The following is a 19,197-nucleotide window of genomic DNA, read 5'->3' on the forward strand; positions in this document are numbered from 1 at the left end:
ATATCAACCACTCAAAGAAGAGAAGAATGAAAAAACTGACTCCTCAAGCGCTCCGCAGGGCATCCGTCGTCGTCGCGGCCCTGACAGCCTCAGCGATCGCCCTGACCGGGTGCGGCGGTTCCTCCGGTGCCTCGAGCCAGGCTGCCCCGGCGGTCAAGGACCCCAAGGTCCTTACCGTCTCCACGACCGGCGCGCCGATCAGCATGGACCCAGGTTTAAGCGGCAACGGTCGGTTGGGCACCATGCTGCAGCCGGCCTACGAGCCGTTGGTCCGGACGAATGCCGAGGGCGAACTGGAGCCGGCCCTGGCCGAGTCGTGGGACGTTTCCGACGACAACAAGTCGGTTACTTTCACCCTGCGGCAGGACGCGAAGTTCAGCGATGGCGAGGCCGTGAACGCGGCTGCAGCGAAGAAATCCATCGAGTACTGGGTCGCGAAGAAGGGCCCATTTTCCGTCAACCTGTCCTCCCTTGAGTCCATCACCGTCGACAGTGAGTACCAGTTCACGGTGAAACTCTCAGAGGCCAACCCGGACGTAGTCAGCATCTTCAATACCTACTGGCTGGCCGGTGACCTGATCAGTCCCAAGGCGGTTGACAACCCGGAGGTGCTGGGGACCGAGACCCACGGCGCCGGGCCTTATGTTTTGGACACAAAGTCCACCATCACGGGCAAGACTTACACGTACTTGCCCAATGAAAACTACTACGATCCCGCCAAGATCCATTGGGACAAGGTTGTCATCAGCGTCTATGAGGACTCGAACTCAGCGGTGCAGGCGTTTAAGACCGGGCAACTGAAACTCATGATCAGCGACCCGATCACCGGTAATGCCAATAAGGACAACCTGCCCAAGGACGCGAGGATCGTTTCGGACCCCGTGCAGTGGACCGGGCTCGTCTTCACCGACCGGAGCGGCGAAGTCAATGAGCCGCTCGGCGACGTCAGGGTCCGCCAGGCAATCAACCATGGCATTGACCGGGAACTGGTTACGAAGGCCCTGTTCGGAGACTTCGGCACCCCCACCTCCCAGCTGCAGGTCAAGGGCTTCACCGGATACGACCCCGCAAATGACGAAAAATACCCTTACGACCCGGAAAAGGCCAAAAAACTTCTAGCTGACGCCGGTTACCCGGACGGTTTCACCATCAATGTCGGATACGTGGCCAACACCCTGAACAGCACGCAGGCCCAGGCCATCGCAGGCCAGCTCGAAAAGATCGGCGTGAAACTGAAGATCAACGAGGCCCAGAACATGGGCGAGCTGCAGACACGGATGAAGCAGAAGGAATTCGGCGCGCTGGTCGGTACTCCGTCTTGGTCGGCTGTTCGGGCAATTGCTCAGGGTTCCGGCGTGCGGTTTCGTTCCCGGGTCGGCTGGCTGGCGCGCAGCAGGCGCAGCCGGAAGCGGGTGCGGTTGCCAATGGAAGTTCCCGGTCAAGGGGCACGCTCATGATGTTCTCCTCACACTTCATTTCTGATGGCCGCGGGAATCGGGAGCACCAGGCCCCAAAGGGGATAATGTTCCGCCGCCGCAGCGGTGAGGACCTTCACTGCGTTGAAGCCCTTAGCGGGCTCGTGACGCTGGTTTCCGGTAACGCACTATCTATACCCTATGGGGGTATAAGTCAAACCTAGGCTGACTTCCGGTCTGACGGTAGCCAGCATCCAATAGCAAGGCTACTGTGCTTAAGTGGCGGCCGGCACCCCGTCGGCCTGCATCCCGATGAACAGGAGCAGGATCATGACGCACATCAGCTCGATGCTCGACACCTACCCGAAGGATCTGGGCGGAGTGGACCGCCAGAAACTCGCGGATTGCATAGCCGCCTGTTTCGAATGCGCCCAGACCTGCACCGCCTGCGCAGACGCCTGCCTCTCGGAAGATACGGTTGCGGACCTGACCAAGTGCATCCGCACCAATCTGGACTGCGCCGACATCTGTGCCACGACCGGCAATATCCTCTCCCGCCACACCGGCTACGACGCGAACATCACCAAGTCCGTCCTTGAGGCCTGCCGGACAGTCTGCAAAGCCTGTGCCGACGAATGCGAACAGCACGCCCAGATGCACGAACACTGCCAGGTCTGCGCAGAAGCCTGCCGCCGCTGCGAAAAAGCCTGCGACGAACTGCTGTCCTCCCTCGGACGCGGCGCCTCCGAATAGGAACAGACCGGGAGCCGATCGCCCTCCCTGTGAACAGGGACGGGGCGCTCCTCGGCTTACCGGTGCTGCCAAAGATGCAAATTTCTGAAGGTTGGCGAGGATTTCGCGGCAAGGCTGGAAGGACCATGACAAAACCATTCCGGCTCCTTGCGCGGTGGTTGCCCGGGCTCCCGGCCCGGTCCGGGGTCCTGCCGTTGCTCATCGCTGTACTCTTCGCAGCAGGTGCTGCTACGGTCTGCCTTCCGGCCCAACACTCCCATGATTCTGAGGGGAATTTACCCGCTTCAACAGTCGCTGCCGCCAGCCACACCGCCACTTCGACAGTGGACACACCCTGCGGCAGCGGCCACCACTGCTGCACGGACCCCGCGGACAAGACTTACGGCGAGCCACTGCATCGGACAGCCGGTCCGGGACCGGTGAGCTTGGACGCCCTCCGATTTCACCCCCCTGCAGCCTCCCGCCAACGCGGGCCTTCACCCCCTGAACCCTCTACCATCTCATTGATCGACATCGGAGTCAGCAGGACATAAACCTTCAGCCATACCAGTCTGCTTGGGACCTCCCAGACAGACAGAGGCACTCCGCCCTCCCTTCGGCTGCCGTCCGATAGCTAACTGCGGCCCTTCCGGCAGCGTGTTACCGACACCGGGACGCCCGGCCTGAGCCGGTTGCGTCTCCCGGGCGGCAGCCTTGCCCAGGAGGAGCGGTAAAGATGCTTGGCAGGACCGCGAGGCGCTGACTTCCGGCTCCGGAACCCGACGGGGCGGACCATGCAAAGGTCAGGGAAAGAGCGCAGGTACATAAGCAAGACACGACACGCGATAACGGCATGGTGCGCCTTACCTGGCGCGCAGAAGACGAGGGGCAGTTCGATGACTATAAATGACAAGGCGCGGGACGGCGAAGAGCACCGCAACCAAGGGAAGTCTTCGGGATCGAAGAAAATGTACCTGCGGTTCACGGCCATGATTCTGACAGCGATGGTCGTCATGTACTGGGTCATGTTCATCGGTTCCTGGGAATGGTCCCACGTGCGTTTCAGCCAGAGCAGGATCTTCATGGCGATCACCATGGGCGGCACCATGGGGCTCGTCATGCTCGCCTGGATGCTCAACATGTACAAGAACACCAAGGCGAACATTGCCGTGATCGCCGTCAGCGTTTTGCTCATCGCAGGAGGTGCATTCCTGGACCGCAGCCAGATTACTGTGAATGACACGGCCTATATGCGCGCGATGATTCCCCACCACTCCTTGGCCATCACCCGATCCGAGCGCGCCCAGATCCAGGACGTACGGGTCTGTGAGCTTGCCGCCAGCATCAGCGAGGCCCAGCGGCGGGAGATCCTCGAAATGGACTGGCTGATCGAGGACATCGAGCGCAACGGTGCTGCCCTTACCTCTGAGGAGGCCGGCACCCGCCCCGTCCCTGAATACCAGGAGGCGCCCGAACGACAATGCCCCTCCGACTGACCCCATCTCGGCAAGCCGGTACTGCAAACGCCGACTCGTCCCACGGCTGTCCAGTACTCAAAGACAGCATCATCTAGTCCAACACGTTGAACTTGACAGGGAACATCAAGGGTGCCGACCAACCCTACGAGGGAGGGCAGCAACAGTGGCCGAAAATCAAACACCGAGACCCCCGTTGACGTTATCTGCGCTGCAGTTCTCGATCCCATTACCCGGCCCGAGGCCGTCGTCGCCGGCCTGCCGATCGACGGCGAACTGCGCATCGTCGAGCGTTCTGCGCCATTGAAGGCGGCGGCTGCGAAAATGCTGGGATCGCCCATGGCCGGGTGAAATCGACGACCATGGACCGGTTCAACGCCGACGCAGGCGAAACCGAGCTGACCTTGGTGGAACCGCTCGTCGTTGAAGTGTCAGCGGACACGGCGATGTCAGGTACGTCCTTCCGGCATGCCGTACGCTTCCTCCGAGCCAGACCTGGGGGAGTTGCCATCAGTGTCTGTACATCATGCCCTCCAAAATGGCCGTGGAATCGGGCGCTTCCCTCCGAGCCTTGACATAGCCTTGAACCGTTGTGGCAGTTCGTGCGTGACCCAATTGGCGGGCGGCTGCTTCGAGGCTGCCTCCTTCCGCAATATGCGTTCCGACGGTCCTGCGAAAGGTGTGCGGAGTGATGGCAGCGAGGTCAAGGTCCTCGGATATTTCGAAGTCAAGCCCCAGTTCCTCCCTGACGGTCCGCCACCGCCGGCGCCAGTTGGCTGGGTGCAACCACCTGCCATTACGGGACGGGAACACTGCCTGAAGCGGGTTCGCTCGGTTTTCCCGGGCACGCCGTGATCGCATTGCGGCAGCGGCCGTGCTTCCCAAAGGCAGCAGACGCTCTTCGTCGGAAGCTTTGGTGTAGTCGTGCCAGACGATGCCTTTGCCTTGCTCCCACCCAACTTTGCCGCGAATAATCAGCGCGTATGGCCCTGGCCCATCTATGACGAGGTCTTCCCACCGTAAGCCAAGCAACTCGGAAATGCGCGCACCTGTGGCGAGGAAAAGTTCAAGCCCGTCAGCGATGTCAAAATTCGGTTTTGGGCCCGATTTCTCAGGCGGGCTCTCGGCATGCCGCCGGACGGCGAGCAGGAGAGGCTGCACGTCCTCGCGCTCGATGATTTGCACCGGTTTCTTGCGCGGGCCAGGTAGAGCCGCAACTTGCCTGACCGGATTGACAGCGATAAGTCCCCGTCCGGCCGCCCACTTCAGGATGTTGGACAGGACGGAGCGGTTCTGGTCGGCTTTGGCATGGCCCCGGCCGTCCTTGATGATGCCATGCAAGTGATCGGCGCACGCCTTGACGTTGACGTCAATCAGGGGCATGTGGCCCAAGACCGGGATGATGTCCCGCCGCGCGATTCGAGCGTACTCGTACACGGTGCTGGTGCGAAGGCTTGCCCCGCCAGCCTCGGCATACGCTATCCACTCCTCGACGACAGTCGAGAACAGGGAGTCGGCGCCCAGAGGCGCGTCGTCTTTCTCCCGCATCTCGAGAAAGAGTTCCAATAGTGCGTTCTCAGCTTTTCGCGATGTTGAACCGAAGCGTTCACGCTGCAGAATTTTCCCGGCTTTCGATTTGTACCGCGCGTTGGCCCGCCAGATCCCGTCTGGCTGCTTCTTGGTTGAGATGCGGCCCCAGGTCCCGCCCGGTATGGGCTGGTTCGCCACTATGCGGCCCTCGGTTCGACCCGCTGGGCTTTGAACCATGCGTCCAAGTCGGTTACCGCGTAAAGCGTCTGCCCGTCTTCTAACCGATAGAAGGCGGGTCCCCTGCGGCGGTAGGCCCAATTCGCGAGAGTGCCCGGGGATCGATGTATGTAGTCCGCCGCCTCCGCGCGGGTCATGAACTTTGCCTGCGCCGGCGTTGTGATGTTTGCGTTATCGGTCATGTAGGGCCTATGCCCGGTAGAGGCGCCGCGGGCGTCGGTTTCTCGCGGCCACACACTTTGCCACACACTTTGGCCGTTAAACCGAGTGAATGGTCCTGAACCATCTGGTGGGCAGGATCGGCGTTCGGCCTTGTCAGAGCGGCATTTAGTGGATGGGAGTGAACCGGCGTTAACCACCGTTCGCAATGAAAAGGTCAGGGGTTCGATTCCCCTAAGCTCCACTAGAGACGCGGGACTTCTTGGTCCCGGCTCCCAAATAAGACACTTTCGACACACTTTGGCAGTGATGAGGGCGTCGTCGAGGCTAGCGTGCGCTTGTCGTCGTGGTGCCAATATAGAGCGCAGTATGGCCTTCCTCAAACGGGCTTGCCCGTTGTCGGGGCCAGCATGTAGCCGCTCCGAGCGTTTCACCATTTCAGAGCTCCACAACGTGTTGACTCGGTGCTCAAATCGCGGATGTCCCCGCTTGACTCTACGGAACTCCACGTAGACTGGGCGCTCGGCAAACAGACTCAGGTACTGCGAAGAACCTCTCCGCTCGCCGGCCGCCGAAGCAGGTGCGCGGACAAGCGACGTCTCAGGTTTCGGCGGTGAAGTTCCCTGAAGGTGCCCTTCCAGAGTTCCCCGCCAAGATCAAAGTGAGGGTAGCCGCGTACCTCTAATACGTTTGGCTAGCTCGTACTGTGCCGCAAGTCGTACCGGGGCATTCGGTGCACCGTAGCCGTCATATCCGTGGCGGCGTTCGACGACCTCGAAGAAGACGCTGCCGACGGTTGCCGTGTAGAAATGGACGAACTCGCCTGCTTCATCGCGGTCGTAGAGCAGGTTCAGTTCCTGCAGCGCGGCCAGGTACTCCGGTTCCAAGCGGAAGCGCGCCTGCAGGTCGGCGTAGTAGTTCGCCGGAATCTTCAGGAACTCCAGTCCGCCGGCCACCGCATTGCGGGCCAGCGTCATCACGTCCGAGCAGGCGAAGGCGATGTGCTGCGGGTAGGCGGACGCCGCCGATGGGCCCGGCCGCTCCATCACCAGCGGTGCGATGTTCAGCGCCAGGCGGACCTGGCCGTCGTCGGTGCGCATGACCTGGCTGCGCACCAGGCCGACGGGGCTGGGCACCTCGGTAGAGGGGCGCGGAGCGAGCGAGAGGGTGCTCTCGTAGAAAAGCACGCTCTCGTCGAAGTGCTGCCATGGCTGCGCCAGGTTGACGTGGTCGATGCGCGTGATCAGCTCCTGGCCCGGCCCTGCGGCGTCGTCGCTGACGAATTCTTCCGTCCAGGCGGCAGTGCCGTCCTCGGTTGCTTCACACAGAAAAACCTCGGTGGAGTCCGGAGCCTTGACCGCCTGCAGGACTGCTTCATTGGCTTGGCTCTGCCGCGGAACTGCCTCCGCCTTGAGCTGGAGCGCCCGGGAAGCGGCAATCAGCGGATCTTCGACGTCGAAGGCCAGCGCGGCAATGGTCGGTTCCAGTCCGCGGGCCTGTTGTTCGTTGACGATGATCCGGGCCCGGCCCTGGGTCCATAGCTGCACCGGCTTGGTGCGGTGCCGGCCGCGGAAGGCGAAACCCAGTTGCCGCAGCAACTGCTGGACCTGTTCGGTGTCCTCCGCTTTCACTTCGGCGAAATTGAAGCCCGTTGGTTCGGCGACCTGGGGCAGCGTCGCCAGCTCCATCACATACGTGGCGTCCGGTCCGTCGGTCTCCTGCAGATGGACGGAGGTCTGTTCTTCCAGCCAAATCAATGACCGCATGGCGTCGACGGCGGTGCGTTCCTCGTCGGCCTGCCGGAACACGTCGTTGAAGATCTCCAGCGAGACCGGCCCGTTGTAGCCGCTGCGGACCAGGTGGCCCATGAACTTGTCGAGTTCCCATGCGCCCTCGCCCGGGAAGACCCGGTAGTGCCTGCTCCAGGACAGGATGTCCATGCTGAGCTCGGGTGCGTCGGCCAGCTGGACGAAGAAGATTTTCTCGGCCGGGATTTTCTCGATCGCGGCCGGGTCCCAGCCGCGGGACAGGATGTGGAAGCTGTCCAGGCAGGTGCCGATGTTCGGGTGAGCGGCCAAATCGACAATGCGCATGGCATGTTCGAAGTCGTTGACGAATCTTCCCCACGCCAGGGCTTCGTAGGCGATCCGGATCCCGTAGCCCGCGGCCAGGTCGCCGAGCTGGCGGAGCTGGGCGGCGGCCAGGTCGTCGTCGTCATGAATGGCCGTGGCCACGTTGCTGCACAACAGCATCAGGTCCATGCCCAGCTCGTTCATCAGGCGGAACTTTGCCTCGGCACGGTACAGGTTGTCGGCCAGCAGCTCCTCGGTGACGCCTTCGAAGTCCCGGAACGGCTGGTAGAGATCCAGGGAGAGTCCCAGCTCCGCCGCCAGGGAACGGATTTCGCCCGGGCTGCAGGGGGAGACCAACAGGTCCTGTTCGAAGATCTCGATGCCGTCGAAGCCCGCGTTGGCGCAGGCGTGCATCTTTTCTTCCAGGGTTCCGCTGAGGCAGACGGTGGCGATGGAGGTACGCAAGGGCATGACCTTTCGAAGGGGGAATTCTTGGGTTATGTCTTCTAGGCCGAGGAGTGCGGCGACCGGTTACAGGAGCGTGCGGAGTGCCGAGGCAGGGCCAGGTTTTCGGCCTGCTCGGCAGTCCGGCAGTTCCGTTACGCGAACCTGTGGTCGAGCTCTTGGTGGTGGCTGAGCCCGGCGATTTCTGAGAACTCGGAGTAGGTGATTGCCGGCAGGCTGCTGTCACCCACTCCTGCATACAGTGAGTCAAGCGTTGCCTTGGATGCTGCGATGGAAGCGAAGAGGGTGTTGAGGGAGTAAAAGACCAGCGAAAAACCGAGGTCATGGATGTCTTGTGCGGTCAAGGCGTCGGTTTCGTTACCGACAACAATGGACAAGACTTTGGGGCCCTGTATCCTGCGGGAGATCTCTTCGACGTCCCTGATCCTTTTAACACCGTCGACGAAGGCGAGGTCGGCGCCGTGTTCCAGATATGTCTCCGCGCGCTTGATGGCTGCGTCCATCCCGTCAACGCCAAGCGCATCGGTGCGCCCGATGATGACAAGGTCAGCGCTGCCTCTGGCCTGTGCAGCGCATGCGATGCGCCTGGCGCTCTCGTCGGCATCGATGAGTTTGATTCCCGCCAGCTGTCCGCAGCGCTTTGGGCTGGCCTGGTCCTCGAGGTGGAGTGCTGCGATGCCGGCTTGGAGATACTCGTGGACGGTCCGTTCGATGTTGGACGGGCCGCCGTAGCCGTTGTCGGCATCGGCGATGACGGGGATGTCAACGGCACGGCTCATATTGCGGGCATGGTCGGACATTTCGGTTTGTGTGAGCAGTCCTAGGTCGGGTGTGCCCAGGCGTGTCGCGGTGGCTCCGAAGCCCGTCATGTAAACGGCGGGGAAGCCTGCGCGTTGGACGAGCTTGGCGGTCAGCGGGTCGGGTGCTCCGGGTGCCCTGACTGGTGCCGGTTCCGCGAGCAGGGCTCGGAGGAGTGTTGCTTGAGACATAGCTTTGTTCTCCTGATGGAAGTGCGGGCTTCAGCCCATGGTGAGGCCGCCGTCGATGTTGATCGACTGGCCGGTCATGTAGTCGGATGCGGGGGAGAGGAGGTACTCGGCGAGGCCGACCACGTCGCTGCTGTTCTGGGGGCGTCCGAGCGGTACGGCAGAGGTGCGCGTTTTCCATGCCGTACCGGTCTCCCAGCCTTCAACGGCTGACCATTGCGCATCGATGGTCTTCCACATGTCCGTCTCGACTAGGCCGGGGCAGATGGCGTTGACCGTGATGTGCGGCGCGAAGGTGAATGAGGCGCTGTGAGTCATGCTGATGATCGAGGCCTTGCTTGCCCGGTAGTGCGGGATGATCGGGGCCATCGGGCCCGCGGCGTAGCGCCCGGCAATCGAGGCCATTGAAATGATCTTTCCCTTGGGCCTGGATTCACCCATGGGCTCCTGAGTGAGCATCTGACGTGCGGCAGCCTGCATGGTCAAGAATGCGCCCTTGACGTTGACCGCGAACATGGCATCCCAGTCGGCGGCGGTGATGTCCAGGAACGGCTTAACCTGGACGATGCCCGCATTGCACACCATCGCGTCCAGACGTCCGAATGCATGGACGGCTGTCTTGACCATGGTTTCACAGTCATCGGCTTGCGTGACGTCTGCTCTCAAGCTGGCCGCGGTCCCCCCGGCAGAACGAATCTCGTCCGCGACTGCCGAGGCGTTGTCCTCGTTGATGTCGCTGATGATGAGGTTTGCCCCGCGTTCGGCGAGCCGAAGAGCCATAGCCCGTCCGATGCCCTGCCCCGACCCCGTGATAGCAACGGTGGTGCCTTGAAAATCTTCCATTTGTGACGCGCCTCTCTGTATGTACTTCCCAAAATACTAGATTCGAACTATCTTGTATCCAAGATCACGTCATATTAGTCGAACAAGCACGTCACAACGGCAGCTTGAAAGTTAGGAGGCAGAGCGGTGACTGCATCCCTAAGCCGCAAAGCCGAGTCCATTGGCGACAAAATCGCCAGGACTTTGAAGGAAGCTATCGTTGAGGGCGCCATCGGTCTGGGTGAGACGTTGTCGGAAGACACCCTGGCGGAAACGTTCGGCGTTAGTCGCACGCCTGTTCGAGAGGCTTTGCGCAAGCTTGAAATACAGGGTCTAGTCGATATTGTTCCGAAGTCCGCAACGCGGGTCTTCCAGCCCACGTTGGATCAGATCGTGGAACTTACGGAATTCCGTTTCACGATTGAATCCAGCGCGGCCGAACTGGCATATGCCCGTCACCGCGAATCTGTGGCCAAGCGTCTTTCCGAAATTGTGGAGTCGATGTCTCGATGCGTCAATGCCGGCGATACGAAGTCATACGGCGCAGCTGACACACGCTTTCATGAGTCCTTTTATGCTCACTGTGATAACCGCTACCTTGTTTCGACCTACGAACTGAACCTTGCGCAGGTAGCGGCACTGCGCACTCATCTGGCCTCCAACTCGGAACACGAGCCATCGCGCTCCTTTCGGGAACACCAAATGATCAGGGACATCTTCGTAGACGGCGACGGCGAGCAGTTGAAGGAATTGCTTAGGGCTCACATCCTGCGGACGCGGGAAAACTACACGAACGCTCTGGCGCAGCAGCGCCAGCTGGGTGAAGAAACCCGCATCGACTATCTCCGGCGCGTCCTGGTCAACGGGACACAAGCCGAAACCGGGACTGTTCCGGTGCCATAACAAGCAGAGCATTCCTCTGCGCAGGCCCGCCGGTCTGGGACCCGGTGGCGCCTTAGCCATGCCCACAATCGCACCAATGAAAGGTGAACCACGTGAAGACACCGATGTCGACCAAGAAAGCCGCTGCCGCAGGCGTGCTGGCCACTGCAGCACTGGCCCTAACCGCTTGCTCCGGGGGAGCGAACGCCCAGGGCCAAGAGACTTTCGACCTGACTTGGACCTCCTACACCACCCCGACCGGTTACTACAGCATGGCAATGGACCGATGGATCGAAATTGTGGAAGAAAAGTCCGACGGACGGGTTGAGATCGAACCCTTCTACATGGGCTCGCTCTGCGCCACCACGGACGGTCTGGCCTGCGCCAAGGACGGGCGAGCCGACATCGCCTACACCTCCCCGGCCTTCCACCCCGCGGAGTTCCCGCTCGCCAACGTCGTCACTGTGCCCTTCGTGGCACAAGACCCCATTGCTCAGACCGCCGCGGCCAACGAACTCTACGACGCAAATGAAGCCTACCGCGCCGAGTTCGAGACCCAAGGGGTCCACCCGCTGTACTTCGCCCCGGTCTCCACCTCGATCCTGGGCACCAAGGAATCGGCCACCGCCTACAGCGATCTGGAAGGCCTCTCCGTCCGGGGCACCGCGCGCATGCTCACTGCCCTGGAAATCGCGAAAGCGAACCCTTCCGCAATCCCGGTCAGTGAGATCTATGAATCCATCGACAACGGTGTCATCGATGCCTGGTCCTCCACCGGTCTGGACTCGGCCCTGACCGAATGGAACCTCGGAGAAGTCACCGGACACATGACCGACACCAACTCCGGGTCCTTCATCAACGTAATGGCCATCATCAACGATGAAGTCTGGCAGTCTCTGCCCGAAGACATCCAGACCATCATGACCGAGGCCAGCGATGAGGTTTGGGGCGGTCTGGAGGGCGAATTCCTCACTAGTATTTACGACGCCACCTGCGCCAAGGCCGACGAACAGGGCGTCACACTCAGCACCTGGTCCGAGACCGAAAGCCAGAAGTGGGCAGACGCCGTCGGCACCAACCTGCTCGAGGGATGGAAAACTGAAGCCAAGAATGCCGGAGCCGCTGACGTCGACGCGTTCTACGACCAGTACCTGGACATCTACAGCGCCGCCGAAGCGGACAGCTCCTACATCAGCCCCGTCCAGTACTGCCTCGACAAGGGCATTGGCAAATAACCATGCTTAGCCTTCTGTGGAGCAGGGCGGTTCGCCCTGCGGCAAAAATACTAGGGTTAGCCGCCGCAGTCCTCTGCGGCGGCCTCGCCCTCCTCGTAACCGCCGAAGTCGTCCTGCGCGGAGCAACAGGGGAGTCCATCCGAGGACTGTTCGAAATCGCCGAACTGGGCCTCGTCATGGTCGTCTTCCTTGGCTTCTCCCAGGCCGAAGTCAACGCAACTCATGTAAGAGTCACGCTCCTGACCGACCGTCTAACCTCCGCCGTCGCTAACCGGCTACGCGGAATTTCCCTGCTGCTCTGCGCAGTGTTCTTGGCCTGGATGGGGTGGGAACTGGTTCAGCGCGCCATCGAGTCCTTCGAAACCGGCGAATTCCGTACCGGACTTTTGAGCTTCCCGATCTGGCCCTCCCGATCATTCATTGCGCTCGGCGTCAGCTTCCTGGCCATCGTCATGCTCGTGAAAGGCCTCACCACGACCCGCGGACGAGAACTGCCTGAAGCTTCGACGAAGGAAGGAGCCGCCTCCCATGTCGGCTGAACTAATCGTTGTCCTGATCCTGGCGCTCTTCTTCCTGCTGCTGGCTGTCGAAACGCCCGTCGCGTTCGCCCTCGGCATGTCCGGCGCCGTTGGCGTCGTCCTTTTGCACTCGTTCAAGGTCGCCAACAGCGTCCTGGGCAACGTGCCGTTCGAGTCAACAGCTAAATTCTCCCTGCTGGTCATCCCGCTGTACATCCTGCTCGGGGCAATGGCCACCCAGGCACATATACCCGAGCGGATATACAACGTCATCAACCGCGTTGCCGGCCGTTTCAAGGGCGGACTCGCTGTCGCCACCATTGGCGCCTGCGGCGGCTTCGCCGCTGTCTCGGGGTCGAGCGTTGCCACCGCAGCCACGCTCGGCAAGATTTCTGTACACCAGATGATCCGCCACGGCTACAAAGCCGAGCTGGCTACCGGCATCGTGGCCATCGGCGCCACGCTCGGTATTCTGATCCCACCCAGCATCATCATGATCATGTATTCGATCATGAGCGGCGAATCAATCGCGGCTCTGTTTAGCGCAGGGATCGTCCCCGGAATCCTTTCGGCCGCCGCCTATATCGTCACCGCCCTCATTCTCATCAAGAAGAATGGTCTGGCTGCGGACGTCGCGGGGCGGGTAAGTGCGGATCAACCCCACGAAAACAACGCCGGAACAGCCCGAGTGGACTCAGGCGGTACAGATACCGCGACGGTAACGATTGTGAAGTCTACAACTTCCGCGCCCGGAACGTCGATCTTCTCGGAGATCCGAAGCATTCTCTGGCTCGGCGCCATCCTGGCAACCGTGATGCTCGGAATCTTCACCGGAACCACCACGCTGTCCGAATCCGCCGGCGTCGCCGCCGTTGTCGCCACACTCGCGGTCGTCGTGGAGCACTATAAAACCGGTGTACGAGGAATCGTGCGCAGGATCCGTGATGGGCTGACCGAAACCGCATCAGTGACGAGCATGTCTTTCGCCGTGCTGGTCGGCGCGGGCATCTTCGCCTACTTCCTTGTCTCCGCACGAGTACCTAATAACGTCTCCCGGTTCTTCGCAGGTCTCGACGTGCCGCCGCTGCTCATAGTGGCACTTGTCCTGCTGATGATCGTGCCGCTTGGAATGTTCCTGGACTCGCTCGCAGTAGTCGTCATTGTGGTTCCCATCGTGTATCCCACAGTCATCGAACTCGGCTTCGACGGAGTCTGGTTCGCCATCCTCCTCGTCAAGCTCGTCGAAATCGGACTCTTGACACCCCCAGTGGGCATGAACTGCTTCGTTATCGCAGGAGCCACCGGAATCTCACTCGAACGTGTCTTCCGCGGCGTTGCACCGTTCCTGCTCTGCGAAGCTGTACTAGTGGTCATCCTGCTCTTCTTCCCGGAAATCACACTCTGGCTCCCGAACCTGCTCGAATCGGCAGGCAAGGGCTAACCACCAGCGAATCACGCAAACACTTGACGGATGGCGGGAAGCACATTTCCTGCCATCCGTCATATGAATCGTATTGGGTCCCGGAACCCGACCGATAACGCTGCCTGCCTTAGCACGTCAGCCCCACAACCGCGGTTGGCCGCGCATCCGCTGACGTAACGGCCCACTTCCCATCCTGCGTCAACAGCTGCATTTGGAGTGCGAGGCCGTTGACGGTTCGTGACCCGGTTCTGGCTCGCTGCTGCCTTGACGGAAGGCCCCGGTGGTTGTGGACTGGGCATGCGGGAGCGGCTGGGGCGCGGGCGCCAATGACGGAAGGCCGAAACATGGACAAGCACCATCAGATAGTGGTTGTCGGCGGCGGCAATGCCGGCATCTCGCTGGCTGCGCGGCTTCGACGGTGGAAAGTTGAGGATATCGCAATCGTCGAACCCCGGGACCAGCACTACTTTCAACCGTTGTTCTCCCACATAGGAGCGGGGGCTGCACGGATGGCCGAAGCGGTCCGTCCCCAGGCGAAGGTCATGCCGCAGGGGGTTCACTGGATCCGCGGCGCCGTGACCGACGTGCGGCAGGAGGAGAGCGTCGTCGTCCTGGACGGTGGCGATCGCGTTGGTTACGAGCACTTGGTGGTCTGCCCGGGCCTGCAGTTGGACTGGGACGCCATTCCCGGACTGGCCGAGGCGGTAGCCTCGCCGCACGGCTCGTCCAACTACGACGCCGAGCTTGCCCCCAAGACCTGGGACCTGGTGCGAGGGCTGCGCGCCGGCACTGCCGTATTCACTCAGCCGCCAGGACCCGCGAAGTGCGCAGGTGCCGCCCAAAAAATTGCCTACATGGCCTGCGACTACTGGCGCGAACAGGGCGTGCTTCAGGACATCAAGGTGCACATGGTGGTGCCCACGCCCACCGTCTTCGGGATGCCGGATGTGGACAAGGAACTGGAGCGCAAGATCAACGAGTACGGGATCACGCTATGGACCTCCACTACCGTAGCCTCGGTCAACCCCGAGGCACAGACATTGGTGCTGCACGCCTCCTCGGGGGATCAAGAGGTTCGGTACGACCTGCTGCACGCGGTTCCGCCGCAGTCGGCGCCGGACTGGTTGAAAGCCACTTCCCTGCCGCCGAGCGAGAGCAGCGGCGGCTTTGTCGAAGTGGATCCAGAGATTCTGCGCCATCCGCGATTTCCCAACGTCTGGTCCCTCGGCGACGCCGCCGGGACACGGAACTCCAAGTCCGGCGGGGCCCTCCGCAAGCAGACCAAGGTACTGGCAAAGAACCTCACCGCTGTGCTGGCCGGGCGCGCGCCGGACACGCGTTACAACGGCTACTCAGTCTGCCCGTTCACGCTAAGCCGGCACACCGCGTTTTTTGCTGAGTTTGACGACCAATACCGCCCCAAGCCAAGCTACCCCGTCCTGAAGATGGCCAAGGAGCGGCGCTGGCAGTGGGTGATGGACCGGTGGATCTTCCCGCAGATCTACTGGCATCTGATCCTTAAGGGACGCGCCTGAATATTTCGCAGCGACGCGGGATACGGCCGGCCTGACCGAGCCGATAGGACGGAGCGGTTCTGGTCGGCTTTTTCGAGTCAGGCAGTTCAATGAAAAGGCCAGCGGTGGTCCGATTCCCCTAGCTCCACGACAACAAGGGCCCCTACTTCCTTGAGAAAGGCAGCAGGTAGGGGCTTTTTGCTGTCCTGATATCCGGCGCTGACGCCCTTGGTCGCTCGTGCATGACCAGGGATGCTGCCGCCGCACCCATCCCATGCCGGACACGGCCCCGCCCTGCAAGCGGGGCCGTGTGACGTTTTCCGGAGATTCCCTTACACGTCCGTCCTGACAGCCGATTGCATCCGTTAGCACCCGTGACCGCATTTCCGCAGTCGGGAGCACGACGAACGGATCCAGTCTGATGAAGTCCCTCATCCGCGCACTCCTCGGAGCAGCCCTCGGGTCGTCCCTGCTCGCGTCATCGCTCGTTGTCAGCACCCCGGCCCAGGCCGCGGCACCGCTGAGCGCGACCTACCAGAGCTATACCGCCCCCAACGGTCTCAGCAGCCAGTACCATGTCTACGCCGACGGCATCGATACGAGGAAGGCCGTCGGGGTCCTGTTCGTCTTCCACGGGGACTACTCCCGCCCGGACCAGTCATACGTCCACCACCCCAAGGGCTCCGTCATGAGGAAGATGGCGGCTGAGGCCGCCAAGAAGAACATGATCATGGTCCCCGTCATCACCCCAGACAAAAAGGGCGGCATCACTTGGTGGGAGAACGCCGACCGTAACGGGGACTGGTTCCGCTCATTGGCGACGAGCCTGATCGCCAAATACAAACTCGATTCCCGGCGCATCTGGCTTCACGGTTACTCTGGCGGCGCCGAATTCATCACCTATGAACTCCTCGCGGATCGCCAGGAATGGATCAAGGGCGGCGGGGCCACCATCGTGGGCGGCGGCGGATACGACGGCATGCAGACGGCACCCACCGCTGCCGTGAAGAAACTGAAGCTACACTGGATCAGCGGCAGCCGCGACGGCAAGGGCGGCACCAGTCTGAAGACCTGGTCTGCCTTGGACACTGCCAAGCGGGCACAGAAAAAATACAAGGCCCTCGGGTTCACCAGCACGAAGATGACCGTCCTCCCGGGTGTCACGCATTACACCTACAACATGCCGAAACTGCTGGCCAACGACTTGAAAGCCATGCCGGCTGCCCTCGCCCCGCCCAAGGCCAAACTAGGGGATGTAGTCGCGGTGGATTCCGCCGGCAAGCTGTACATCTACCCGTCAGCCAGGGGCAGGGACCTGAACAAGCGCCGCTACGTTTCCGCCGGCTGGGGAACATCGCTGGCCGTCGAGATCGCCGACTGGAACGGCGACGGCATCCAAGACCTGATCGCCAACTGGAAGGATGGTCGGCTTACCGTCGACTATGGGCTCAAGAACGGTGGCTTCAAACGCTCCACGCTGGGCACCAGCGGATGGCATCGCAACACCATTCTCGTCACCCAATGGAAGACCACGGACAAGTTCCCCAGCATCATTGCCAAGAACCGCGACGGCAAGCTGTACTCGTACGCCAACAATGAGGGCGCCAAGCCAGAGCCGCGGAAGCTGCTCAGCTCCGGCAAATGGAAGAGCCAGCACGTAATGGCCATGGACTTCGATGGCGACACCAAGATGGACCTGGTCGCCCGCAATGCTGCCGGGCAGCTGAAGCTCTATCGCTCCAACGGCAACGGCCGGCTCATCAAAGAGACCCGCAAAGTAGTCAGCCGTTCGAACTGGAACGCCATGACGCACCTGTCCGCGGCGGAAGGACACCTGGTCACGGGCCAGCCAGGAATCCTGGCCCGCGACAAGAAAGGCAACCTGCACTTCTACCCGGTCTCCGCAAAGAAGATCCAGAAGCGCGTCACTGTCGGAATCGGCGGCTGGAACGGTCTGAAAATCGGTTCATAGCCGCAGATGCAAGCCGGCTGACGTCTGTCCCTGAGTTGAGGGTCTTCGCATGTGGGCGGCACAACGGTGTGTCCGCCAGTACGGCGGCCTGGAGTTGCCGTACATATGAAGGGACATGAAACGCATCCGCCTTGCCCTCGCCGCCGTGCTGCTGACTGGGCTGACTGCCTGCAGCGCCCCGGTTCTTGAAGCCCCCGTCGTCACCGAATCAGCCCCTGCCACCCCATCGCCGGTGGTTCCGCAGCCCGGCGGCCAAGCGAAGTCCGCGGCGCCCGAACCTAAAGCTGATCGGGGACCCGCCGCCGGCACGGCGCTGGAGCAGCTAGCCACCATCGACGTGAAGGGCCGGGCGCCGAAGACCGGGTACTCCCGGGACCAGTTCGGCAAGGGTTGGAAGGATCCTGATCGTAACGGGTGCGATGCGCGCAACGACGTCCTGCAACGGGACCTGGACCACGCCGTGCTCAAGGCAGGCGGCTGCGTAGTGACCTCAGGGGTGCTGGCCGATCCGTTCACTGCGACGACCATCGAGTTCGTCCGTGGCAATACCACCAGCAGCGCTGTGCAGATCGACCACGTCGTCGCCCTCTCTGACGGATGGCAGAAGGGTGCCCAGCAGTTGGCCCCGAACCAGCGTGAAGCGTTCGCCAACGACCCGTTGAACCTCTTGGCCGTCGACGGTCCCACCAACGGGGCCAAATCCGACGGCGACGCTGCGACTTGGCTGCCGCCGAACAAAGCGTTCCGCTGCGAGTATGTGGCGCTGCAGACCGCGGTGAAAGCCAAATACGGACTGTGGATGACCAAGGCGGAGCGGGAGGCGATCAAGAACGTCCTCACCAGCTCGTGCCCGGACCAGCCGGTGCCAGCCGACGGGGGAGTGGCCATGCCGGCCGCCGCAGCTCAGGCCCCGGCGACAGAGCCCAAACCGGTCCCGGTCAAGGAAGCGCCCGCGCAGGTCCCGGCCGGTGGCAAGGTCTACTACTCAAACTGCACCGCGGTAAAGAAGGCTGGTGCGGCACCCATCAAGTCCGGTGACCCGGGCTGGGACAAGAAATTCGATCGCGACGGCGATGGAGTCGGCTGTGAGTCCTGACAGGCCGGGTAAATGAGGAGCAACGCCCGACTTCTACGCCTGATCTCGGGATAGCCGCCAGACCTTCGGGAGACGTCATCCGTCCTTCCGGTTGCGAATCGTCAGCCAGAGCGCTCGCAGGCTAAAGGCCAACATCAATGCCAGTCCCAGGGCCGCTAGTCCTAACATTCCAAGGGTGACACCGATCCGGACCGGAGAGGGCCGGATACCGTCGTTGGCCTCACTGATTCCACCGAAACCGAGCCAAGAGAAAAAGGCACAGGTCAGACCTACGACAATCATCAGGAACCCAATAGCGGATGCCGCCGAGTTCGATACCTTACCCAAGTCTGTGCACCTCGCTTCCCCTTGCCCTCTGCCTCATCCTAGATCGTCACCCTTGGCCTCCCCGCCTATAAAAAGCCGGAATGACACGGCAAGAGGCGGCCTCCCTGGCTGGGAGGCCGCCCCTGGCGGAAAGAGCGAGATCAGTTGCCGAGCAGGCCGACCTTCTCGGCGGCCTTAGCAGCCTTCCAGTCAGCCTTGCCGTCGGCCTTGACTTCCTTCCAGTCAGCGTGGCCCAGGGCCTTGGCGGTCTTCCACTTAGCATCCGCCTCGGCCTTCACAGCCTTCCAGCCAACTGCCGGTGCTTCGTCGGCGGGTGCCTCTTCAGCCGGTGCTTCGT

17 protein-coding genes are annotated in these 19,197 nt (G+C 61.8%); 11 read left to right on the top strand and 6 right to left on the bottom strand.

All coding sequences use genetic code 11. The features are described from left to right. Nucleotides 1–26: 26 nt before the first annotated feature. From ACMX2H_RS11535 to ACMX2H_RS11550, 4 genes are all read left to right on the top strand, one after another. Entirely contained in the window at nt 27–1,457 is a 1,431-nt protein-coding gene (locus tag ACMX2H_RS11535; protein WP_414960630.1) for an ABC transporter substrate-binding protein, read from the top strand. Between the two features lie 288 nt (nt 1,458–1,745). Continuing rightward, a complete protein-coding gene (locus ACMX2H_RS11540; protein WP_414960631.1) occupies nt 1,746–2,168 on the top strand; it encodes a four-helix bundle copper-binding protein in 423 nt (140 codons plus the stop codon). Between the two features lie 875 nt (nt 2,169–3,043). After that, on the top strand, nt 3,044–3,643 hold the full coding sequence (locus ACMX2H_RS11545; RefSeq protein ID WP_414960632.1) for a DUF305 domain-containing protein: 600 nt from the start codon (nt 3,044–3,046) through the stop codon (nt 3,641–3,643). Between the two features lie 111 nt (nt 3,644–3,754). Further along, nucleotides 3,755–3,973 (top strand): hypothetical protein, encoded by a 219-nt coding sequence (locus ACMX2H_RS11550; protein ID WP_414960633.1) that lies wholly within the window; start codon nt 3,755–3,757, stop codon nt 3,971–3,973. A gap of 159 nt (nt 3,974–4,132) precedes the next feature. Here ACMX2H_RS11550 and ACMX2H_RS11555 read toward each other — a convergent pair whose 3' ends face one another. The 5 genes from ACMX2H_RS11555 to ACMX2H_RS11575 all read right to left on the bottom strand — a co-directional run bounded on the left by ACMX2H_RS11555 (nt 4,133) and on the right by ACMX2H_RS11575 (nt 9,914). Then, complete coding sequence (locus tag ACMX2H_RS11555; protein WP_414960634.1) at nt 4,133–5,350, bottom strand: tyrosine-type recombinase/integrase; 1,218 nt, start codon at nt 5,348–5,350, stop codon at nt 4,133–4,135. Further along, on the bottom strand, nt 5,350–5,985 hold the full coding sequence (locus ACMX2H_RS11560) for a helix-turn-helix domain-containing protein (protein WP_414960635.1): 636 nt from the start codon (nt 5,983–5,985) through the stop codon (nt 5,350–5,352). The genes ACMX2H_RS11555 and ACMX2H_RS11560 overlap by 1 nt, the downstream gene beginning before the upstream one ends. 219 nt (nt 5,986–6,204) lie before the next feature. Continuing rightward, nucleotides 6,205–8,085 (bottom strand): bifunctional sugar phosphate isomerase/epimerase/4-hydroxyphenylpyruvate dioxygenase family protein, encoded by a 1,881-nt coding sequence (locus ACMX2H_RS11565; RefSeq protein WP_414960636.1) that lies wholly within the window; start codon nt 8,083–8,085, stop codon nt 6,205–6,207. A gap of 134 nt (nt 8,086–8,219) precedes the next feature. Continuing rightward, on the bottom strand, nt 8,220–9,074 hold the full coding sequence (locus ACMX2H_RS11570) for an isocitrate lyase/PEP mutase family protein (RefSeq protein ID WP_414960637.1): 855 nt from the start codon (nt 9,072–9,074) through the stop codon (nt 8,220–8,222). 30 nt (nt 9,075–9,104) lie between these two features. Continuing rightward, entirely contained in the window at nt 9,105–9,914 is an 810-nt protein-coding gene (locus ACMX2H_RS11575; RefSeq protein ID WP_414960638.1) for an SDR family NAD(P)-dependent oxidoreductase, read from the bottom strand. A 126-nt stretch (nt 9,915–10,040) separates the two neighbouring features. Between ACMX2H_RS11575 and ACMX2H_RS11580 the strand changes: the two genes are divergently transcribed. From ACMX2H_RS11580 to ACMX2H_RS11610, 7 genes are all read left to right on the top strand, one after another. Next, complete coding sequence (locus ACMX2H_RS11580) at nt 10,041–10,796, top strand: GntR family transcriptional regulator (protein WP_414960639.1); 756 nt, start codon at nt 10,041–10,043, stop codon at nt 10,794–10,796. Nucleotides 10,797–10,888: 92 nt separating this feature from the next. Next, nucleotides 10,889–12,010: a TRAP transporter substrate-binding protein DctP gene (gene dctP / locus ACMX2H_RS11585; protein ID WP_414960640.1), complete on the top strand. Its 1,122-nt coding sequence runs from the start codon at nt 10,889–10,891 to the stop codon at nt 12,008–12,010. Between the two features lie 2 nt (nt 12,011–12,012). Next, on the top strand, nt 12,013–12,549 hold the full coding sequence (locus ACMX2H_RS11590) for a TRAP transporter small permease (protein WP_414960641.1): 537 nt from the start codon (nt 12,013–12,015) through the stop codon (nt 12,547–12,549). Further along, nucleotides 12,539–13,969 (top strand): TRAP transporter large permease, encoded by a 1,431-nt coding sequence (locus ACMX2H_RS11595; RefSeq protein WP_414960642.1) that lies wholly within the window; start codon nt 12,539–12,541, stop codon nt 13,967–13,969. The genes ACMX2H_RS11590 and ACMX2H_RS11595 overlap by 11 nt, the downstream gene beginning before the upstream one ends. 326 nt (nt 13,970–14,295) lie before the next feature. Then, on the top strand, nt 14,296–15,486 hold the full coding sequence (locus tag ACMX2H_RS11600) for an NAD(P)/FAD-dependent oxidoreductase (protein WP_414960643.1): 1,191 nt from the start codon (nt 14,296–14,298) through the stop codon (nt 15,484–15,486). 400 nt (nt 15,487–15,886) lie between these two features. Next, nucleotides 15,887–17,437, top strand: coding sequence for a hypothetical protein (locus ACMX2H_RS11605; protein ID WP_414960644.1), 1,551 nt, complete (start codon nt 15,887–15,889; stop codon nt 17,435–17,437). 115 nt (nt 17,438–17,552) lie between these two features. Further along, nucleotides 17,553–18,533 carry a GmrSD restriction endonuclease domain-containing protein gene (locus tag ACMX2H_RS11610; RefSeq protein ID WP_414960645.1) on the top strand — a complete coding sequence of 327 codons (981 nt, stop codon included), beginning with the start codon at nt 17,553–17,555 and terminating at the stop codon, nt 18,531–18,533. Between the two features lie 467 nt (nt 18,534–19,000). Here ACMX2H_RS11610 and ACMX2H_RS11615 read toward each other — a convergent pair. After that, nucleotides 19,001–19,197, bottom strand: a 197-nt coding sequence (locus tag ACMX2H_RS11615) for a hypothetical protein (RefSeq protein ID WP_414960646.1), incomplete at its 5' end; no start/stop codon positions are given.

Source organism: Arthrobacter sulfonylureivorans (assembly GCF_047607445.1).
GTDB classification, from domain to species: Bacteria; Actinomycetota; Actinomycetes; order Actinomycetales; family Micrococcaceae; genus Crystallibacter; species Crystallibacter sulfonylureivorans_A.

What these genes read in the sequence shown, in the direction of transcription:
- ACMX2H_RS11535 (WP_414960630.1), top strand. Translation starts at nt 27, where the DNA reads ATGAAAAAACTGACTCCTCAAGCGCTCCGCAGGGCATCCGTCGTCGTC.
- ACMX2H_RS11605 (WP_414960644.1), top strand. Translation starts at nt 15,887, where the DNA reads ATGAAGTCCCTCATCCGCGCACTCCTCGGAGCAGCCCTCGGGTCGTCC.
- ACMX2H_RS11575 (WP_414960638.1), bottom strand. Translation starts at nt 9,914, where the DNA reads ATGGAAGATTTTCAAGGCACCACCGTTGCTATCACGGGGTCGGGGCAG.
- ACMX2H_RS11540 (WP_414960631.1), top strand. Translation starts at nt 1,746, where the DNA reads ATGACGCACATCAGCTCGATGCTCGACACCTACCCGAAGGATCTGGGC.
- ACMX2H_RS11545 (WP_414960632.1), top strand. Translation starts at nt 3,044, where the DNA reads ATGACTATAAATGACAAGGCGCGGGACGGCGAAGAGCACCGCAACCAA.
- ACMX2H_RS11590 (WP_414960641.1), top strand. Translation starts at nt 12,013, where the DNA reads ATGCTTAGCCTTCTGTGGAGCAGGGCGGTTCGCCCTGCGGCAAAAATA.
- ACMX2H_RS11600 (WP_414960643.1), top strand. Translation starts at nt 14,296, where the DNA reads ATGGACAAGCACCATCAGATAGTGGTTGTCGGCGGCGGCAATGCCGGC.
- ACMX2H_RS11570 (WP_414960637.1), bottom strand. Translation starts at nt 9,074, where the DNA reads ATGTCTCAAGCAACACTCCTCCGAGCCCTGCTCGCGGAACCGGCACCA.
- ACMX2H_RS11595 (WP_414960642.1), top strand. Translation starts at nt 12,539, where the DNA reads ATGTCGGCTGAACTAATCGTTGTCCTGATCCTGGCGCTCTTCTTCCTG.
- ACMX2H_RS11560 (WP_414960635.1), bottom strand. Translation starts at nt 5,985, where the DNA reads ATGGTGAAACGCTCGGAGCGGCTACATGCTGGCCCCGACAACGGGCAA.
- ACMX2H_RS11610 (WP_414960645.1), top strand. Translation starts at nt 17,553, where the DNA reads ATGAAACGCATCCGCCTTGCCCTCGCCGCCGTGCTGCTGACTGGGCTG.